Origin of the sequence: Symbiopectobacterium sp. (assembly GCF_047692315.1) — a bacterium.
In the GTDB taxonomy this organism is placed as follows: Bacteria; Pseudomonadota; Gammaproteobacteria; order Enterobacterales; family Enterobacteriaceae; genus Symbiopectobacterium.
In genome coordinates this window covers 1-18,324 of sequence record NZ_JBLLJS010000011.1, presented here as the reverse complement: position 1 = coordinate 18,324, position 18,324 = coordinate 1, and the positions used below count along the sequence as shown (strand labels likewise).

Genomic DNA, 18,324 nt, shown 5'->3' with positions numbered 1-18,324 from the left:
GATTTCATTATGCGAACAATCATTACATCTAACAGCGGGAGGTCGATTTGATCCCGGATATATCACAGTCGTTGACCTGGCTTGAGCATCACCCTGATGTGGTGAAGGGCATTCAACGCGGTATTGAACGCGAAACGTTGCGCGTACAGCCTAATGGACATTTGGCACAGACAGGGCACCCAGAAAATCTAGGGGCGGCATTAACCCACCCCTGGATCACAACTGACTTCGCAGAAGCCTTATTAGAGTTTATTACTCCTGTTGATCAAGATGTCGATCATCTGTTGGCATTCTTGCAGGACATTCACCGTTATTTCGCGCGTAACATCGGTTCTGAACGTCTGTGGCCGTTTAGCATGCCGTGCTTTATTCCTGACGAAACGGATATTGAACTGGCGCAGTACGGCACATCGAACATTGGCCGTTTTAAAACGCTTTACCGCGAGGGGTTGAAAAACCGCTATGGGGCGTTGATGCAAACCATTTCTGGCGTGCATTACAACTTCTCGCTGCCGCTGGCATTTTGGCAAGCGCGCGCCGGTGTCGCTGACGCAGAAAGTGGCAAACAGGAGATCTCTGCCGGTTATTTTCGTTTGATCCGCAACTATTACCGCTTCGGGTGGGTAATTCCTTATCTGTTTGGTGCATCGCCGGCGATCTGCTCCTCCTTTTTGCAGGGCCGTGAAACTGCATTGCCGTTCGAACGTGGCGAAAACGGGCTTTATTATCTTCCTTACGCGACCTCGTTGCGCTTAAGCGATCTGGGTTACACCAATAAATCGCAGAGCAATCTGGGGATCACTTTCAATACGTTGGATGGGTATGTGGCGGCATTGAAGCGCGCGATCAAAACCCCGTCGGCTGAGTATGCTGCGATGGGCGTTAAGCAAGGCGAACGCTATTTGCAGCTCAATACCAACGTGTTGCAGATTGAAAATGAGCTGTATGCGCCGATTCGCCCTAAACGCGTTACGCGCAGTGGGGAAACGCCTTCCGATGCGCTTATGCGCGGCGGTATAGAGTACATTGAAGTGCGTTCTCTGGATATTAATCCGTTTACGCCGTCGGGGGTCAGCGCCGAGCAGGTACGTTTCCTCGATCTGTTCCTGATCTGGTGTGCACTGGTAGATGCGCCGGAAATGGATAGCGCTGAACTGCAATGTACCCGTAAAAACTGGAACCGTATTATTCTGGAAGGGCGCAAACCCGGCTTGACTGTCGGCATGGGATGCGAAACGCGACAGCAACCATTGGCGGATGTGGGGCATGCCTTGTTCCGCGATCTGCGGCGTGTGGCAGAAGTGCTGGATAGAGAGCATGAACAGCCCTATTATCAGCAAGTTTGCGATGAACTGAGCGTTGGGTTCGATAAACCGGAAAACACGTTCTCTGGCCGTCTGTTGCCGCTATTGAAAGCACAAGGATGCGGTAATCTCGGGTTGACGCTGGCAGATCGTTATCGTGAGCAGCTTAGCCAGGAGCCTTTAGCGGTGTTAACGGAGGCTCAGTTTGTTGCCGAGAGTGAACGCGCCTGGCAAAAACAGCGTACGCTGGAAGCGCAAGATACGCTATCGTTCGAGGCCTATTTGGCGGCCACTCAGGCTTGAGTGGATATTAAGATAAAGAAAAGGCCACGGTGTGAGCCGTGACCGAAAAACATCTCTGAGAAATAGGGGTGATGATGATAAATGCGCGTTCTTTCATAGAGTCAGACTCGTTGGGAACAAAAAAGTTTCTTGGAAAGATGAAAAAAGTCATTTTTTTCTGTGAGGAGGTGGCAACATGCCGTTATTAGATAGCTTTACCGTAGATCATACCCGTATGGCCGCACCCGCGGTTCGGGTGGCTAAAACCATGACAACCCCTCATGGCGACACCATCACCGTGTTCGATCTGCGTTTCTGTCGCCCGAATAAAGAGGTGATGCCGGAGCGCGGTATCCATACGCTGGAGCACCTGTTTGCCGGTTTTATGCGTAACCATCTCAACGGTGATGGCGTAGAGATTATCGATATCTCCCCGATGGGATGCCGGACCGGCTTTTACATGAGCCTGATTGGCACCCCGGCAGAACAACGCGTGGCAAACGCCTGGAACGTGGCGATGGAAGATGTGCTCAAAGTAACCGATCAGCGCAAAATTCCTGAACTGAACGAATACCAGTGTGGTACCTATGAAATGCACTCTCTGGAGGAAGCCCAAGAGATTGCACGTCATATTCTGGCGCATCCAATTGGCGTTAACCAGAACGACGACCTGGCGTTACCGAAAGACAAACTGGCGGAACTGCATATCTAAAAATAAAAAAGGCGCCCTTATCAAGGCGCCTTTTTTGTTAGCGTTTCACCACGGACAAAAAATATCACTGTGCAACAAAGTGCTGAATAACACGGCTGCCGAAGTAGGCCAGCGTCAGCAGCAGCGCACCCACCATGCTGAACCATACCACGCGGCGTCCGCGCCACCCTTCATGGTAATGCCCCCACAGCAACAGAATATAGTTAAACCAGGCAAGCAGGGAGAACAGCGCCTTGTGAAGATTCTCTTTGCTCTCTATAATATTCTCCATGTAAAACAAGCCACTACACAACGTCATAGTCAGTAAAATGACGCCAATTTGCGTGACATGAAACATCTTGCGCTCGATACTTAACAGCGGTGGCATTTCCGCCACCATGCTTAGCTTTTTGTTTTTGAGCAGATAATCAATCAATGCTAACTGTAATGCGTAAAGTGCGGCGATAATCAGGGTAGCATAAGAGAACAATGCAAGACCGATATGGAACAGTAACCCCGGTGTCTTTTCCAGATGCGTAATAAACTCGCCGGGCAAAAAGCTGGCAAAAGCCAGATTGATAAGCGCAAATGCGTAAACGATGGGCAGCAGAAACCAGCCGCGGTTGCGCGATGCGACAATGGTCATTACGGTGCAAATCATCAAACTGATGGTAGAGCCGATGTTCAGCAGGCTCAGGTTTTGACCGGTTTGCACATCAAAAATGCGGTGATAGAGCGTAACCGCATGGCAGATCAGGGCCACTGTGGCAGAGATAATCGCCAACCGACGGTAGGCACTCTGTTTGCGCAACAGGCCAGGAATAATCAGTCCCAGACTGATTGAATAGGCGACTAACGCAGTAATGGCAAAGAGTGGCATAGTGATTAACACATTAAGCGGCTGGTAAAGTTATAGGGGGTGCCAGTATAGCGGTTGTCTCGTCACGCACCAACCGGTTATCGTCGCGCTTCACAGCAATCGTTTTGCCTTTCATGATATAATCAATCGTATTTGTTCCTGAGTGTCGCGCACGCGGCCCGCCTTTCGTTGAGCACAAGATAATGTTTGATAATTTAGCTGACAGATTCTCGCGCACATTGCGCAACATCAGTGGCTGCGGGCGGTTGACCGAAGACAACATCAAAGACACCCTGCGCGAAGTGCGCATGGCCTTACTTGAAGCCGATGTGGCGCTTCCTGTGGTGCGTGATTTTATCAATCGGGTCAAGGAAAGTGCCGTCGGGCATGAGGTAAACAAAAGCCTGACGCCGGGCCAGGAGTTCGTCAAGATCGTAAAAAACGAACTGGTTGCGGCGATGGGCGAAACCAACGAAGCCCTGAATCTGGCGGCACAGCCACCTGCCGTGGTGTTAATGGCGGGTTTGCAAGGCGCCGGTAAAACCACCAGCGTCGGTAAACTGGGTAAGTTTTTGCGTGAGAAGCACAAAAAGAAAGTGCTGGTCGTTTCCGCAGACGTATACCGGCCTGCGGCAATTAAGCAGTTGGAAACCTTGGCACAAACCGCGGAGGTCGATTTCTTTCCCTCCGAAGCACACGAAAAGCCGCTTGATATCGTTAACCGTGCGCTGCAACACGCCAAGCTGAAGTTTTACGATGTCCTGCTGGTGGATACCGCGGGTCGTTTGCACGTTGACGAAGCGATGATGGACGAGATCAAGCAGGTGCATGCTGCTATCAAACCTGTCGAAACGCTGTTTGTCGTTGACGCCATGACTGGCCAGGATGCGGCGAATACCGCAAAAGCCTTTAATGAAGCGTTGCCGCTCACCGGTGTGATTCTGACTAAAATTGATGGTGATGCACGCGGCGGTGCGGCGCTGTCAATTCGTCACATTACCGGTAAACCGATCAAATTCCTCGGCGTCGGTGAAAAGACCGAAGCCCTGGAACCGTTCCATCCCGAGCGTATTGCGTCGCGTATTCTCGGAAGGGGGGACGTGCTGTCCCTGATCGAAGATATTGAAAGCAAAGTTGACCGCTCTCAGGCGGAAAAACTGGCGAAAAAGCTGAAAAAAGGTGACGGTTTTGATTTGACGGATTTTCTCGATCAGCTCAAGCAGATGCGCAACATGGGCGGTATGGCCAGCATGATGAGCAAATTGCCGGGCATGGGGCAGTTGCCGGACAACGTGAAATCGCAAATGGATGACAAGGTGCTGGTGCTCATGGAGGCCATCATCAACTCGATGACGCAACAGGAGCGCTCTAAACCGGAAATCATCAAAGGATCACGCAAGCGTCGTATTGCCATGGGGTCAGGCATGCAGGTGCAAGATGTCAATCGCTTGTTAAAGCAGTTTGATGACATGCAGCGCATGATGAAAAAAATGAAAAATGGCGGTATGGCAAAAATGATGCGTAGCATGAAAGGCATGATGCCGCCGGGGTTCCCGGGGCGTTGATAGTGATTTTTTTGCTCTATCTGGCGCAAGCTGACGCTTTAGATTGCTTTTTGCGCCAAAATGAGTAAAATTTTCGGGCTTTTTAATGACACCCGGGCCCCGTTCCTCGATGGGGCCCGGCTGTTTTATTAACTAAAGAGGATGTTATGGTAACAATTCGTTTGGCACGTGGCGGCGCGAAAAAACGCCCGTTCTATCAAGTCGTCGTGACTGACAGCCGCAATGCACGCGACGGTCGTTTCATTGAGCGCGTCGGTTTCTTCAACCCGATCGCAACCGGTAAAGCCAAAGCACTGCGTCTGGATCTGGACCGCATTGCACATTGGGTTGGCCAAGGTGCAACCATCTCTGATCGCGTTTCTGCGCTGATCAAAGATGCTAAAAAAGCTGCGTAATCTGCTGCTGCGGTGGTGACAATGAGCAAACAACTTAACCCGCCATCCCCTGTTAATCCCATTGTGATGGGAAAAATGGGGTCAACGTATGGTATTCGGGGTTGGCTCAGAGTGTTTTCCTCCACCGAAGAAACCGAAAGCATTTTTGATTATCAGCCTTGGTATATCCAGTTTCAGGGATCCTGGCGACTCGTCGAGATTGAAAGCTGGAAACACCACAATCAGGATTTGATCATCAAAGTAAAAGGTGTTGATGATCGTGATGCGGCGAATTTATTAACGAACGCTGAGATCGTTGTGGATTCTGCTCAACTTCCTGATTTGGAGGGGGGTGATTATTACTGGAAGGATCTTTTTGGCTGCGAAGTCATCACATCGGCAGGATATCAACTGGGAAAAGTCATTGATATGATGGAAACCGGATCTAACGATGTGCTGGTGGTCAAAGCTACCCTGAAAGATGCCTTCGGTGCTAAGGAACGGTTGATTCCGTTTCTGACCGGACAGGTTATCAAGCACGTAGACCTTTCTACTAAAACGATTGAAGTAGATTGGGACCCGAGTTTTTAAGCTCTGAATCAAACGAACGGACTGAGTGGAACGAAAAAATGTGGATAGGGGTCATTAGCCTGTTTCCCGAGATGTTTCGCGCAGTGGTTGATTATGGAGTCGCTGGTCGGGCAGTAAAAAATGGCCTGCTGAACGTACAATGTTGGAATCCGCGTGATTTCACCTACGATCGGCATCGTACCGTGGACGATCGCCCTTATGGCGGCGGCCCCGGTATGCTGATGATGGTACAACCTTTACGGGATGCCATTCATGAGGCAAAGGCCGCGGCTGGCGACAGTGCCAGAGTGATTTATTTATCACCTCAGGGCCGTAAGCTGGATCAACAGGGCGTACGGCAGCTCGCAACGCATCAGAAACTGATTTTGGTGTGTGGCCGGTATGAAGGGATTGATGAGCGCGTAATCAGAACCGAAATTGATGAAGAGTGGTCAATCGGTGATTATGTGCTCAGTGGCGGTGAGTTGCCAGCAATGGTGCTTATCGACTCAGTATCCCGGTTTATTCCCGGTGTGCTGGGGCATGAATCTTCTGCGGAAGAGGACTCCTTCGCTGATGGGCTGTTGGATTGCCCACACTTCACTCGTCCTGAAGTGCTGGAAGGTATGGAGGTTCCCCCAGTGTTACTGTCGGGAAACCATGCTGAAATACGTCGCTGGCGATTAAAGCAGTCGCTTGGCCGAACCTGGCTTAGAAGACCTGAACTTCTGAAAAGCCTAGCTCTGACTGACGAGAAAACGGCGTTGCTGGCTGAGTTCCAACGGGAACATCAGTCCGAGCAACGAGAGGATTAGGGCGTAGCACCTCGGTGCGCGCACCCATGTATCAGTTTACCTAGGGTAAGAGTAAGAGACATATTATGAGCAACATTATTAAGCAGCTTGAACAAGAGCAGATGAAACAGGACGTACCTGCATTTCGTTCGGGTGATTCCGTTGAAGTGAAGGTATGGGTCGTTGAAGGTAGCAAAAAACGTCTGCAGGCATTCGAGGGCGTGGTTATCGCTATTCGTAACCGCGGTCTGCACTCTGCATTCACTGTTCGCAAAATTTCTAACGGCGAAGGCGTAGAGCGTGTATTCCAGACTCACTCTCCGGTTGTTGACAGCATCACTGTGAAACGTCGTGGTGCGGTTCGCCAGGCCAAACTGTACTACCTGCGTGAGCGTACTGGTAAGGCTGCTCGTATCAAAGAGCGTCTTAACTAAAATATCGCTAACGCGACATCAAAAATATTTTATTTATGAGGGGCTTAGCCATTGGCTAAGCCATTTTTTTATTGATACGAGAAAGGCGCGAGTGCGATACTAGAGCCGCCATACTCCCCTCGGGGTGATAAGGTGATTGTGCTACGGCATCAAATCACTATTGGGATTTAATTATCCCGGGCGGTATGGTTTTGCCAAACAGTTCTTAATTGCTCAGCATTCTTTACACCATCGCAGCTGGCAGGGAAATCTTTGCCCATTTTCCCCCATTCTTCCAAACAGGCAGGGTGGCACAACGTCGCCTGCCCATCCTGATAGCCACGTAAATAATGTGCGCGCTCAATAGCGGTATCACCAGACCATTCAACCAAGGCGTCGTTATCTTTCACTACATTTCCGTCCATGGCATCGCTGAGTCCCATGTTATACTAGAGGGAACGCGAGTTTTCCGGTAGCAGTGTCTGAGTTGTTTGGCAACTGACGAGCAGCAATGTCAGGCATAGCATGTATCCCAATCTCATCCCATTATCCTCATCAGAAGGCGGTATCTGTCACTATCAAGCAATACCCAGTTTCTCTTTCAAGCTCTTTAAGTAGCGCCGACTCACTGGAATATGCTTACCCGTGTGTGTAATGACTTCTGCGCCACCATTGTCCATCAACTGTATCTCCTGAAGCAGTTCCTTGTTCACCATATATTGGCGGTGGCAGCGAACAAAGGGCGTTTTCTCTTCCAGTGTTTTAGTGAAAGTTGGGTATGGCCTGACTGATTGAGCCCTACCACATGGACGCCGCTTAGCTCTGAGCAGAGCTACTCCACTTCTTCAACCTTGAGGAGAAAAATACGGTTGTGACCATGACAGGGGATATGACGCAGTTGAGGCTCAGCAATAATTTGTACATTTTTGTTTACAGATATGCCGCGACGAAGACGATTCAGGGTTTTTACCAGGCGCTGATCGTCCAGCGGCTTGAGCAAATAATCAAAAGCATGTTCCTCAAAAGCACGCACGGCATATTCATCATAGGCAGTGACGAAAACAACGTAGGGCATGCTGTCAGGATCAAGCATGGCAACCAGTTCCAGCCCACTGATTTTTGGCATCTGGATATCAAGAAAGATAACGTCTGGCTGAAGTCGGTTAATCACAGGAATCGCTTCCAGTGCGTTACTACACTGCGCGATCACTTCAATGTCATCTTCTTTATCCAGTAGCAACAACAACTCTTCACGAGCCAGTTGCTCGTCGTCAATTAGGATGGCTCTCAGCATGCTTTCCTCCTGTTGCAGCGATTCTATCACTATTTGCATTGAGATCGGCGAGGAAAGCCCGCAGGTATACGACCCTGAAGAGGGAACCGTGTTCGTTTTTAATGAGTAATTTTAAACTTACAGTATATGGATTGGAATCTTTACGGAGTGTGGTATCTTGAAATCAATGTGGCTGCGGATAGCGCGCTACGCTACTCAAGAACTGTCCAGGAAAATGAACATGCAAAAAGATTCGCTCAATAACATTAATATTGCTGATGAACAGGTACTGATTACGCCGGATGAGCTCAAAGCAAAATTTCCGCTTAACGTGCAAGAAGAGCAAGCCATTGCTGCTGCTCGTCGTACCATTTCCGATATTATCCATGGCCGTGATAACCGTTTGTTAGTCGTGTGCGGACCCTGCTCCATTCACGACACGGATGCTGCCTTGGAGTATGCCCGTCGATTGCATGCGCTTTCAGCTGAATTGAGCGATCGGTTGTACATCGTGATGCGGGTTTACTTTGAAAAACCGCGTACCACCGTCGGTTGGGAAGGCCTGATCAACGATCCGTACATGGATGGCTCCTTCGATGTGGAAGCGGGGCTGCATATCGCACGAGAACTGTTGTTGAATTTGGTGAACATGGGGCTCCCTCTGGCGACAGAAGCGCTTGATCCCAACAGCCCACAATATTTGGGCGAGTTGGTCGGCTATCGGCGCACGCACCACCGAATCGCAGACGCACCGTGAAATGGCCTCTGGCCTTTCCATGCCCGTGGGTTTCAAGAACGGCACAGATGGCAGCCTCGGTACGGCCATCAATGCCATGAAAGCAGCAATGCCACAACGTTTTGTTGGTATCAATCAAACCGGTCAGGTGTGCCTGCTGCAAACCCAGGGTAATAGTGATGGCTATGTCATTCTGCGTGGCGGCAAGCAACCAAACTACAGTGCAGAAGACGTTGCTGAATATGAAAAACAGATGCTGGCAGCGGGCTTAACGCCTTCACTCATGATAGATTGCAGCCATGGCAACTCGAATAAAGACTATCGGCGTCAACCGCAGGTGGTGTCATCCATTGTCGAGCAAATTAAAGCGGGCAACCGTTCTATCATTGGTATGATGCTAGAAAGTCACATCCACGAAGACAATCAGTCATCGGAGCAACCGAGTGCGGCGATGCAATATGATGCAATATAGTGTCTCGGTTACGGATGCCCGTATTAATTGGGAACGTACTGATTCGTTACTGAGATCAGTACATCAGGAGCTAGGAGCGGTACGCCGTTCATCGTTGGGAGAATAACAGAACATGGTTGCAGAACTGACCGCGTTGCGGAATCAGATTGACGAGGTGGATAAGGCGCTGCTTGGCTTGTTGGCGCGCCGACTGGCATTAGTGGCAGAAGTTGGGGAAGTAAAAAGCCGCTATGGTCTACCTATCTATGCTCCCGATCGTGAGGCTGCGATGCTACGTTCTCGGCGCGAAGAAGCGGAAGCCCTCAATGTGCCTGCAGATCTTATCGAGGATGTTCTGCGCCGGGTGATGCGAGAATCCTACGCCAGTGAAAATGACAAAGGGTTCAAGACGCTTTGCCCGCAACTGCGGCCGGTGGTGATCATCGGTGGGCGCGGGCAGATGGGACGTATGTTCGAAAAAATGTTACGTCTGTCCGGCTATGAGGTCAGGCTGCTGGAAAAAGAAGATTGGCCACAGGCTGAACACTTGCTAGCCGATGCTGGCATGGTGATCGTTAGTGTGCCAATCCATGTTACAGAGCAAGTGATTGCGCAACTGCCGCGTTTGCCAGAGGATTGCATTCTGGTGGATCTTGCCTCGGTGAAAAATGGTCCGCTGCAGGCGATGCTGGCGGCACATTCCGGACCGGTCGTGGCTTGCACCCGATGTTTGGCCCTGACAGCGGCAGCCTTGCCAAGAAAGTTGTGGTGTATTGCGATGGCCGCCAGCCTGAAGCGTACCAATGGTTACTGGAGCAAATTCAGGTATGGGGCGCGCGACTGCACCGCATCAGTGCGGTTGAACATGACCAGAATATAATGTTTATCCAGGCATTGCGTCACTTTGCTACTTTTGCCTACGGGTTGCATTTGGCGGAAGAGAATGTGCAGCTGGAGCAGCTGCTTGCACTCTCTTCACCGATTTACCGGTTGGTGATGGTGATGGTGATGGTGATGGTGGGGAGACTGTTCGCACAAGACCCGCAACTCTACGCCGATATCATCATGTCGTCTGAAAATAATCTGGCGTTGATCAAACGCTATTACGCCCGTTTTGGCGAAGCGATTGCGTTGCTGGAAAGTAAGGACAAAGCGGCGTTTACCGCCAGCTTCAAGAAAGTCGAGCATTGGTTTGGCGATTATGCCCAGCGTTTTCAGGTGGAAAGTCGGGCGTTGCTTAAAGAGGCTAACGACAGCCGTATCTGGACGGTATTGATAAACTCCCGGCCACAAAGCCGGGAGTGGTGATCTTAGTGCATATCTACGGGTATCACGTTTTCACTGGAGTAGCAGCCGAGGACTTTCAGCGAGCGTGTAATACTGGCCAACTCTTTCAGTGCTTTTTGTAATGCATCCCCGCGCAAGTTAGCTTGCACATCGATATAAAACATCTCTTCCCAAGGGTTGCCATAAATGGGCCGGGATTCCAGCTTTGTCATAACGATGCCGTGCTCACGCAGCACCAGCAGCGCTTCCACCAATGCCCCTGATTGCTGTCCCGTTGCCATAATCAAGGTGGTCTTGGCCGGCACTTGCTCTGAGACATCAATCGGTTTACGTGCTAGTACGATAAAGCGGGTGGTGTTTTGTGCCTGATTTGCCAGGTTATGTTCCAAGTACGCGCAGTTGGTAAAGTAAGCCACCGGCCTCGCTGCCCAGTGCTGCGGCGTGTGGGGAATTCCATGATGCTACTTTTTCCATCGCGGCAGTGGTGCTTTCACAGTATTCGATTTTCCACTGCGGATAGCGCTGGATAAAATGGCTGCACTGCTGGAAGGGTTGTGGGTGGCTGTAGACCGTCGTGATTTGGCTCAAATCGGTGTCGGTAGCGACCAGCACACAGTGATCGATCGGATGGGTGAGCTCGCCTACAATCGACAGCCCGGTATGTTGCAGTAAGTCGTACACATCATTGATTGTACCCGACGTGGTGTTCTCAATGGGCAGTACGCCGTAGTCTGCCTGGCCAGTTTCCACCATCGCGAAGATATCCTGAAACTTCTGACAGCCGCACTCAACTAACTGTTCGAAATGGCGCGCGGCGTATTGCCGGGCAGCCAGATGTGAATAGGAGCCTTTGGGACCAAGAAAGGCGATACGTGCAGAGTGGGAGCCTGTGGGATTAAGATGGTGCTGCAACAGCGCCTGCTGAGTTAACACGGAGTCTTCGATAATCAGTTGAAACAGACGCGTAATATAGTGTCCATCAAGCTGATAGGGTTTTGCAGCTTCGATAAGTTTATCCAGCAGATCTCTTTCCCGCTCTTTATCGCGAATCGGGCGATGTGTATGTAACTTTGCACGCGCCACTTCCAATGCCAACTCCCGCCGCTCGGCCAGCAGTTCAAGCAGCTTTAGATCCAATGCGCTGATTCGCTCACGTAAGGCCAGTAAAGGGTTATCTGTCATGGTTGTGTTACCTGTAAACTCATTTTTATCTATACGGTGCGTATAAATCAGTCCATAAAAAAAGCCCCCTGTTCAGGAGGCTTTTTGGTTCGTCTTCGTATTCTTTCAATATGACGAATCGTCTCCCAATCAGGGGAAGGTAAAAAGAATACGAAGAAAAACGGTGTGTGGCTCATTGGTTACCTGTTAAGCGTTTGCGCTTTCATGGCGTTAAACTACCTCAGTAAAGTAACTGTTGGCTTTTCGTTCTGTCAACTAAAAAGCGAAAGGCATTCTCTTAGGAAACAACAACGCGCCCTGATGGCGCGTTGTTGGCTACAGTAAAGCTGAGTGCTCGGGTTATGACAACTCAATGTTGACGTCTTTGGCACCCGTAGTTGCCCGGCGTGCTTCTCCCTTATGATGCATCTTGTTCAGTTGGCGCTCCAGTTTGGCGAGCAGCTCATTAATGGCAGCGTACATATCTTCATGCTTGGCGCTGGCGACCAGGGGACCATTGGGAGTACTAATGGTCGCGTCGGCAACAAATCCCACCGGTTCTTTGGATAAGATAATATGTGGGTTAATCAGGTGAGTTTGCCATTTATCCAGCTTGGTTAGACGGTCTTCGACATGCTGACGTATTGCGGGGGTAATTTCCATTTGCTTACTGGTAATGTTGATCGTCATATAACATACCTCTCTGCTTTTGCCGTCTCACTTAGATAGCTTCAGCATAGCCGCAAATGGGATAAAAATCGTGATCTATATCACTTTTATTTGACTGGTCGGATCACCGCGTTGCAATTTGTGAGGCACATAGAGGAAGCGTGACAGAAGGCTTGAGACCTGATGCATCTGGTGGCATTATCAATGAGATCGATGGCGTCCAGACAAGGTCAGTGGCGGGATTATGCTCGGATATTGTTTAGGCGTTGGAATAAAAAAACGGCAACCTTGGTTTGCCGTTTTTTTATGTTTGCGCGTGTCGCAGGGGACCGTATTGCCTTCCGGTTAAGCGGGATTGGCCTCGACAATTTTCGCGACTTTATCCGCCTGACCCAGCAGTTGGAGTTCTCGATAGGCGTTTTCCATCAGCGGAAGCGCTCTTTTCGTCGCTTGCGTGTCTGGGAAATCACGCATCATTTGTTCCACGCGATTAACAACGGCGACGTAAGCACCGCGTTTGGTGTAATATTCCGCCACTGAAAGTTCATATTTGGCTAAACGCTCTTTCAGGAACACCAGACGTTTGCTGGCATCGGTGGCAAACTGGCTGCGAGGGTAGGCTTGCAGCAACTGGCGGAAATCACGGAAAGCCGCGCGCGCATATTGTGGATCGCGGTCAGAGCGGTCAACGCTGAAGAATCCCTGAAGTGCGCTATCATCCTGTGCCATGTTGGTTAAACCACGCATGTACAGCACATAGTCCACGCTCGGGTGCGTTGGGTTGAGGCGCAGGAAACGGTCAATCGAGGCTTGCGCCATCGCCAGTTCTGCGGACTTGTAATAAGCGTAAATCAGGTCAAGCTGCACTTGCTGAGAATAGGGCCCGAAAGGATATCGGTTATCCAGTGCTTCCAACTGCGTGATTGCTGCTTTAAAGTTACCGTCCTGCAATTTTTGTTGAGCGGTAGCATAAATTTCAGAAGGCGGACTGTCGGGAACCGTATCCTTGGAGTTGCTGGAGCAACCCGCCAGCGCCAGGCTCAACGTGGCTGCAGCCACCAGATATTTCATACGCATCATAACGTTTTGATTATCCTCAGAGTGTTATGCCGGGAGACAGGCCGTTAAGCTCCTGGATAAGACCAGCTACAATAGTACATTATTTTAAACGGCATCGCCGCGAAAACTCAACGTTAACGAAGAAGCTGCAACTATGGCACAACAAGTACAACTCACCGCAACGGTGGCTGAGTCTCAACAACTCGGTCAACGGTTAGATCAGGCTTTGGCCGAATTGTTCCCAGATTATTCACGTTCTCGCATAAAAGAATGGATCCTGAACGATCGGATACAGATTAACGGCAATATGGTAAATAAGCCAAAAGAGAAAGTGTTAGGCGGTGAAGCCATTACGATTGATGCCCTGATCGATGAAGAGGTTCGCTGGGAAGCGCAAGATATCTCATTGGATATTGTTTATGAAGATCAAGATATTCTGGTGATCAATAAGCCGCGCGATCTGGTGGTTCACCCCGGTGCAGGCAACCCGGACGGCACGGTGTTGAATGCACTGCTGCACCATTTTCCGGCTATTGCGGACGTACCACGTGCAGGCATTGTGCATCGCCTGGATAAAAACACCACAGGATTGATGGTGGTGGCAAAAACGGTGCCGGCACAAACGCGATTGGTGGAATCACTCCAGGCACGTGAAATCACGCGTGAATATGAGGCCGTTGCGATTGGTCGTATGACGGCAGGGGGGACGGTTAATGAACCGATGAGCCGCCATCCCACCAAACGCACCCATATGTCGGTGCATCCCATGGGCAAGCCAGCAGTCACCCATTACCGCATTATGGAGCATTTTCGCAATCATACGCGCTTACGCCTGCGTCTTGAAACCGGTCGTACACACCAGATTCGTGTCCATATGGCGCATATAAATCACCCGCTGGTGGGCGATCCTCTCTATGGTGGCCGCCCTCGTTTGCCAAAAGGGGCATCCGAATCGCTGATAACGGCACTGCGCACTTTCGATCGTCAGGCGTTACATGCCACTATGCTGCGCCTTTATCATCCTATCAGCGGAATTGAAATGGAGTGGCATGCACCCTTGCCACAAGATATGGTTGACCTGGTTGAGGTATTAAAAGCGGACGCAGAAGCGTTCAAAGATCAATATGACTGGTGATGCGAGGCTGATGACGAGCGAATTGATAATACCCAACTGGCCTGCACCTCAAGGTGTGCGTGCCTGTAGCACCACGAGAAGGGGGGCGTTAGTCAAACCCCCTACGATATGCTAAATCTTGGTGCACACGTGGGCGATAGGCCAGAGGCCGTTTTAGCAAATCGTCAACGGCTTGTGACGCTGGCTGATTTGCCGGCCATGCCACAATGGTTAAATCAGGTGCACGGGACGCACGTGGTTCCATTATCTTCTTCTGCGTCAGGCGTGTTGACTGGCGATGCTGCTTATTCCAACCAACCCGGTCAGGTGTGTGCGGTAATGACGGCAGACTGCTTACCCGTGCTGTTCTGTTCTGAGCACGGAGATGAGGTGGCTGCCGCGCATGCGGGCTGGCGCGGATTGTGCTCCGGCGTACTGGAAGCGACGTTAAACCACTTTCGTGCCCCCGCATCGTCTGTGATGGCGTGGCTTGGGCCGGCTATTGGGCCGCAGGCATTTGAAGTTGGCCCTGAGGTGCGTGATGCCTTTATGGCGCAGCACCCTGCTGCCGCGGACGCTTTTATCGCTAAGGATAACAAGTTTCTTGCCGATATTTATCAACTGGCACGCCTGTGTTTGCAGGCCCAGGGCGTAACGAAAATCTTTGGTGGCGATGCCTGTACTGTGACTCAGGCCGACAAATTTTTCTCGTATCGCCGCGATGGGACCACTGGTCGTATGGCAAGTTTAATCTGGGTGATATAACCTACTGAATTAAGACGATCCATGGCAAGTAACTGCATTCCTCCTATTATTACTGGTATTACTGGCAAAATAATCTTGAAATTTTGAGGGATGACCTCATTTAATCTCCAGTAGCAATTTTGACCAGTATGCAGTATGTATGGGAGGAGTTATGTGTCTGGATCGTCTTACCAATAAATTCCAGCTTGCCCTTGCGGATGCGCAATCTCTCGCACTTGGCAAGGATCATCAGTTTATCGACCCTTTGCACGTCATGAGTGCGTTGTTGCAGCAGGATGGTGGTACCGTCAGTCCGCTGCTGACCACAGCAGGTGTAAACGCTGTTCGTTTGAAAACTGAAATTGAACAGGCCATCACGCGTTTACCTCAGGTGCAGGGTGTTGATGGCGATGTGCAACCCTTCAATGAATTAGTCCGTACCCTGAATCTGTGCGACAAGATTGCACAGAAGCGCGGTGATGCATTTATCTCTTCTGAACTATTTTTGCTGGCGGCGCTGGATACTCAAGGCACGTTAAGCGATCTTCTGGCTCGTGCAGGTGCAACTAAAGAGACAGTCTCTAAAGCCATTGATCAGGTACGTGGTGGTGAACAGGTGAACGATCAAAATGCGGAAGATCAGCGACAAGCGCTAAAGAAATTCACGATTGATTTAACCGAACGCGCAGAGCGAGGGAAATTGGATCCCGTTATTGGCCGTGATGAAGAAATTCGCAGAACCATGCAGGTACTGCAACGTCGTACCAAAAATAACCCAGTGCTGATCGGTGAGCCAGGAGTTGGGAAAACGGCAATTGTAGAAGGATTAGCGCAGCGTATTGTCAACGGCGAAGTGCCTGAAGGTCTGAAAAATAAGCGCGTGCTATCGTTGGGTATGGGGGCGTTGATTGCGGGTGCCAAATACCGTGGTGAATTCGAAGAACGCCTGAAAGGGGTGCTAAACGATCTGGCAAAACAGGAAGGCAGTGTCATCCTGTTTATCGATGAATTGCATACCATGGTGGGCGCGGGCAAAGCCGATGGCGCGATGGATGCGGGTAACATGTTGAAACCTGCATTGGCGCGCGGTGAGTTGCATTGCGTCGGTGCCACCACGCTGGACGAATACCGGCAATATATTGAGAAAGATGCTGCATTGGAACGCCGTTTCCAAAAAGTGTTTGTGGCTGAACCGAACGTTGAAGACACCATCGCGATTCTGCGTGGGCTCAAAGAACGCTATGAGTTGCACCATCACGTGCAGATCACTGACCCGGCAATTGTGGCGGCGGCCATGTTATCACACCGTTATATTGCTGACAGGCAACTGCCGGATAAAGCCATCGACCTGATTGATGAAGCGGCATCTAGCATTCGCATGCAGATGGATTTGAAACCGGAATCTCTGGATCGCCTTGACCGGCGCATTATTCAGTTAAAGCTAGAACAGCAGGCGCTGAAAAAAGAGTCTGATGAGGCCAGCCAAAAGTGGTTATCTCTGCTGAATGAAGAACTTGAGCAGAAAGAACGCTACTACTCCAAACTTGAAGAAGAATGGAAAGCTGAGAAAGCCTCTCTCAGTGGTACGCAGAATATTAAAGTCGCATTGGAACAGGCGAAAATCGAGCTGGAGCGGGCACGTCGTCAGGGCGATCTCGCACGCATGTCGGAGTTGCAATATGGCCGTTTGCCCGAACTTGAAAAACAGTTAGCGGCGGCTATGCAGGCCGAAGGGAAGACCATGCACCTGTTACGCAACAAGGTCACCGATGCTGAAATTGCTGAAGTGTTAGCAAGATGGACGGGAATTCCCGTCGCGCGCATGCTGGAAAGTGAACGTGACAAGCTGCTGCGTATGGAGCAAGAGCTGCATCAGCGTGTTATCGGGCAAAACGAAGCGGTTAATGCGGTAGCGAACTCTATTCGCCGTAGCCGTGCAGGGCTTTCCGATCCTAACCGTCCCATCGGGTCATTCTTGTTCCTGGGGCCGACCGGGGTGGGTAAAACCGAGCTGTGCAAAATGCTGGCGGCCTTCTTGTTCGATAGCGATGACGCGATGGTGCGTATCGACATGTCTGAATTTATGGAAAAACATTCAGTCTCGCGCTTGGTCGGTGCGCCTCCGGGATACGTCGGGTATGAAGAGGGGGGATACCTCACTGAAGCTGTTCGACGTCGTCCTTACTCGGTGATCCTGCTTGATGAAGTGGAAAAGGCGCATCCGGATGTATTCAACATTCTATTGCAGGTTCTCGACGATGGGCGTTTGACGGATGGGCAGGGGAGAACGGTGGATTTCCGTAATACGGTAATCGTGATGACATCGAACCTTGGCTCCGATCTTATCCAGGAACATTTCGGTGAAATGGATTATGCGGGAATGCGTGACATGGTGCTTGATGTGGTCAGCCACCGTTTCCGCCCGGAATTTATCAACCGTATCGATGAAGTGGTGGTATTTCATCCGCTGGGCCAGGCGCACATCATGTCCATTGCGCGTATTCAGTTGCAACGGCTGTACAAACGTCTGGAAGAACGCGGTTATCCGGTCACCATGACAGAGGCGGCATTGGAGCAATTGGGGCAGAGTGGGTTTGATCCGGTTTATGGCGCTCGGCCGCTCAAACGTGCCATTCAGCAGCAGATTGAAAATCCGTTGGCCCAGGAAATCCTTTCGGGCAAGTTGATTCCAGGTAAACCGGTAACCCTGGATATTGATGGCGTGGATAAGCACATTGTAGCCAGACAGTAATTAACATACTGTTATCTATGATGAAATAATAATGCGGCACAGGTGTGCCGCCGTTTTTATCATGGTGTGTTTGGGTTAAAAATGAGCACTCAGAAATAAAATTGAAATTAGCGCTTGTCAGGGCGCGAGAAGTGTCTATACTGCGCCTCCACTGACACGGCAACAGCGATTCGCGGTTGCGAGGTCAGTTAGAAAGTTGAACGAAAGATGTTGACTTTCTAGCGGA

Annotated in this window: 13 protein-coding genes, 5 pseudogenes and 1 other annotated feature; of the genes and pseudogenes, 12 read left to right on the top strand and 6 right to left on the bottom strand. The window is 50.5% G+C overall.

The window, feature by feature from the left end:
• Positions 1-47: 47 nt before the first annotated feature.
• Together gshA and luxS are read left to right on the top strand one after the other, a co-directional pair.
• The gene (gene gshA / locus ACMZI0_RS03460) at positions 48-1,607 is read left to right on the top strand and encodes a glutamate--cysteine ligase (protein WP_415671954.1); all 1,560 of its coding nucleotides are present in this window, start codon (positions 48-50) and stop codon (positions 1,605-1,607) included.
• A gap of 175 nt (positions 1,608-1,782) precedes the next feature.
• Positions 1,783-2,298 carry an S-ribosylhomocysteine lyase gene (gene luxS, locus ACMZI0_RS03455; RefSeq protein ID WP_415671953.1) on the top strand — a complete coding sequence of 172 codons (516 nt, stop codon included), beginning with the start codon at positions 1,783-1,785 and terminating at the stop codon, positions 2,296-2,298.
• 64 nt (positions 2,299-2,362) lie between these two features.
• Here the strand turns inward: luxS and ACMZI0_RS03450 are convergent, their stop codons facing one another.
• Entirely contained in the window at positions 2,363-3,157 is a 795-nt protein-coding gene (locus ACMZI0_RS03450; RefSeq protein WP_415672050.1) for an inner membrane protein YpjD, read from the bottom strand.
• A gap of 182 nt (positions 3,158-3,339) precedes the next feature.
• On the opposite strand from ACMZI0_RS03450, the gene ffh reads away from it, so the two are divergent.
• The 5 genes from ffh to rplS all read left to right on the top strand — a co-directional run bounded on the left by ffh (position 3,340) and on the right by rplS (position 6,873).
• Complete coding sequence (gene ffh, locus ACMZI0_RS03445; RefSeq protein WP_415671952.1) at positions 3,340-4,701, top strand: signal recognition particle protein; 1,362 nt, start codon at positions 3,340-3,342, stop codon at positions 4,699-4,701.
• Positions 4,702-4,847: 146 nt separating this feature from the next.
• Positions 4,848-5,096, top strand: a complete 249-nt coding sequence (gene rpsP / locus ACMZI0_RS03440; protein WP_415671951.1) for a 30S ribosomal protein S16 — start codon at positions 4,848-4,850, stop codon at positions 5,094-5,096.
• 21 nt (positions 5,097-5,117) lie between these two features.
• Positions 5,118-5,666 (top strand): ribosome maturation factor RimM, encoded by a 549-nt coding sequence (gene rimM / locus ACMZI0_RS03435; RefSeq protein WP_415671950.1) that lies wholly within the window; start codon positions 5,118-5,120, stop codon positions 5,664-5,666.
• A gap of 38 nt (positions 5,667-5,704) precedes the next feature.
• Positions 5,705-6,460, top strand: coding sequence for a tRNA (guanosine(37)-N1)-methyltransferase TrmD (gene trmD / locus ACMZI0_RS03430; RefSeq protein ID WP_415671949.1), 756 nt, complete (start codon positions 5,705-5,707; stop codon positions 6,458-6,460).
• A gap of 65 nt (positions 6,461-6,525) precedes the next feature.
• Positions 6,526-6,873 carry a 50S ribosomal protein L19 gene (gene rplS / locus ACMZI0_RS03425; RefSeq protein ID WP_415671948.1) on the top strand — a complete coding sequence of 116 codons (348 nt, stop codon included), beginning with the start codon at positions 6,526-6,528 and terminating at the stop codon, positions 6,871-6,873.
• A gap of 167 nt (positions 6,874-7,040) precedes the next feature.
• Here the strand turns inward: rplS and ACMZI0_RS03420 are convergent, their stop codons facing one another.
• Both ACMZI0_RS03420 and btsR read right to left on the bottom strand, forming a co-directional pair.
• The gene (locus ACMZI0_RS03420) at positions 7,041-7,295 is read right to left on the bottom strand and encodes a DUF2799 domain-containing protein (RefSeq protein ID WP_415671947.1); all 255 of its coding nucleotides are present in this window, start codon (positions 7,293-7,295) and stop codon (positions 7,041-7,043) included.
• Between the two features lie 135 nt (positions 7,296-7,430).
• A pseudogene (btsR, locus tag ACMZI0_RS03415) lies at positions 7,431-8,146 on the bottom strand (two-component system response regulator BtsR).
• 220 nt (positions 8,147-8,366) lie between these two features.
• On the opposite strand from btsR, the pseudogene ACMZI0_RS03410 reads away from it, so the two are divergent.
• Positions 8,367-9,439: pseudogene (locus ACMZI0_RS03410) on the top strand (3-deoxy-7-phosphoheptulonate synthase).
• A gap of 6 nt (positions 9,440-9,445) precedes the next feature.
• Positions 9,446-10,620: pseudogene (tyrA, locus tag ACMZI0_RS03405) on the top strand (bifunctional chorismate mutase/prephenate dehydrogenase).
• A gap of 2 nt (positions 10,621-10,622) precedes the next feature.
• Here tyrA and pheA read toward each other — a convergent pair.
• From pheA to bamD, 3 genes and pseudogenes are all read right to left on the bottom strand, one after another.
• Positions 10,623-11,781 (bottom strand): annotated as a pseudogene (pheA, locus tag ACMZI0_RS03400) (bifunctional chorismate mutase/prephenate dehydratase).
• Between the two features lie 54 nt (positions 11,782-11,835).
• Positions 11,836-11,958, bottom strand: a sequence feature (Phe leader region).
• Positions 11,959-12,120: 162 nt separating this feature from the next.
• The gene (raiA, locus tag ACMZI0_RS03395; protein ID WP_415671946.1) at positions 12,121-12,450 is read right to left on the bottom strand and encodes a ribosome-associated translation inhibitor RaiA; all 330 of its coding nucleotides are present in this window, start codon (positions 12,448-12,450) and stop codon (positions 12,121-12,123) included.
• A gap of 324 nt (positions 12,451-12,774) precedes the next feature.
• On the bottom strand, positions 12,775-13,509 hold the full coding sequence (gene bamD / locus ACMZI0_RS03390) for an outer membrane protein assembly factor BamD (RefSeq protein WP_415671945.1): 735 nt from the start codon (positions 13,507-13,509) through the stop codon (positions 12,775-12,777).
• 133 nt (positions 13,510-13,642) lie between these two features.
• Between bamD and rluD the strand changes: the two genes are divergently transcribed.
• The 3 genes and pseudogenes from rluD to clpB all read left to right on the top strand — a co-directional run bounded on the left by rluD (position 13,643) and on the right by clpB (position 18,098).
• Positions 13,643-14,623: a 23S rRNA pseudouridine(1911/1915/1917) synthase RluD gene (rluD, locus tag ACMZI0_RS03385; RefSeq protein WP_415671944.1), complete on the top strand. Its 981-nt coding sequence runs from the start codon at positions 13,643-13,645 to the stop codon at positions 14,621-14,623.
• A gap of 10 nt (positions 14,624-14,633) precedes the next feature.
• Positions 14,634-15,367, top strand: a pseudogene (gene yfiH, locus ACMZI0_RS03380) (purine nucleoside phosphorylase YfiH).
• Positions 15,368-15,518: 151 nt separating this feature from the next.
• The gene (clpB, locus tag ACMZI0_RS03375) at positions 15,519-18,098 is read left to right on the top strand and encodes an ATP-dependent chaperone ClpB (RefSeq protein ID WP_415671943.1); all 2,580 of its coding nucleotides are present in this window, start codon (positions 15,519-15,521) and stop codon (positions 18,096-18,098) included.
• Positions 18,099-18,324: the final 226 nt, after the last annotated feature.

Bases quoted from the DNA above. Each gene is read 5' to 3' on its own strand.
- clpB (WP_415671943.1), top strand. From the start codon at position 15,519: ATGTGTCTGGATCGTCTTACCAATAAATTCCAGCTTGCCCTTGCGGAT.
- ACMZI0_RS03420 (WP_415671947.1), bottom strand. From the start codon at position 7,295: ATGGGACTCAGCGATGCCATGGACGGAAATGTAGTGAAAGATAACGAC.
- ACMZI0_RS03450 (WP_415672050.1), bottom strand. From the start codon at position 3,157: ATGCCACTCTTTGCCATTACTGCGTTAGTCGCCTATTCAATCAGTCTG.
- rpsP (WP_415671951.1), top strand. From the start codon at position 4,848: ATGGTAACAATTCGTTTGGCACGTGGCGGCGCGAAAAAACGCCCGTTC.
- trmD (WP_415671949.1), top strand. From the start codon at position 5,705: ATGTGGATAGGGGTCATTAGCCTGTTTCCCGAGATGTTTCGCGCAGTG.
- bamD (WP_415671945.1), bottom strand. From the start codon at position 13,509: ATGATGCGTATGAAATATCTGGTGGCTGCAGCCACGTTGAGCCTGGCG.
- rluD (WP_415671944.1), top strand. From the start codon at position 13,643: ATGGCACAACAAGTACAACTCACCGCAACGGTGGCTGAGTCTCAACAA.
- rplS (WP_415671948.1), top strand. From the start codon at position 6,526: ATGAGCAACATTATTAAGCAGCTTGAACAAGAGCAGATGAAACAGGAC.
- rimM (WP_415671950.1), top strand. From the start codon at position 5,118: ATGAGCAAACAACTTAACCCGCCATCCCCTGTTAATCCCATTGTGATG.
- luxS (WP_415671953.1), top strand. From the start codon at position 1,783: ATGCCGTTATTAGATAGCTTTACCGTAGATCATACCCGTATGGCCGCA.
- raiA (WP_415671946.1), bottom strand. From the start codon at position 12,450: ATGACGATCAACATTACCAGTAAGCAAATGGAAATTACCCCCGCAATA.
- ffh (WP_415671952.1), top strand. From the start codon at position 3,340: ATGTTTGATAATTTAGCTGACAGATTCTCGCGCACATTGCGCAACATC.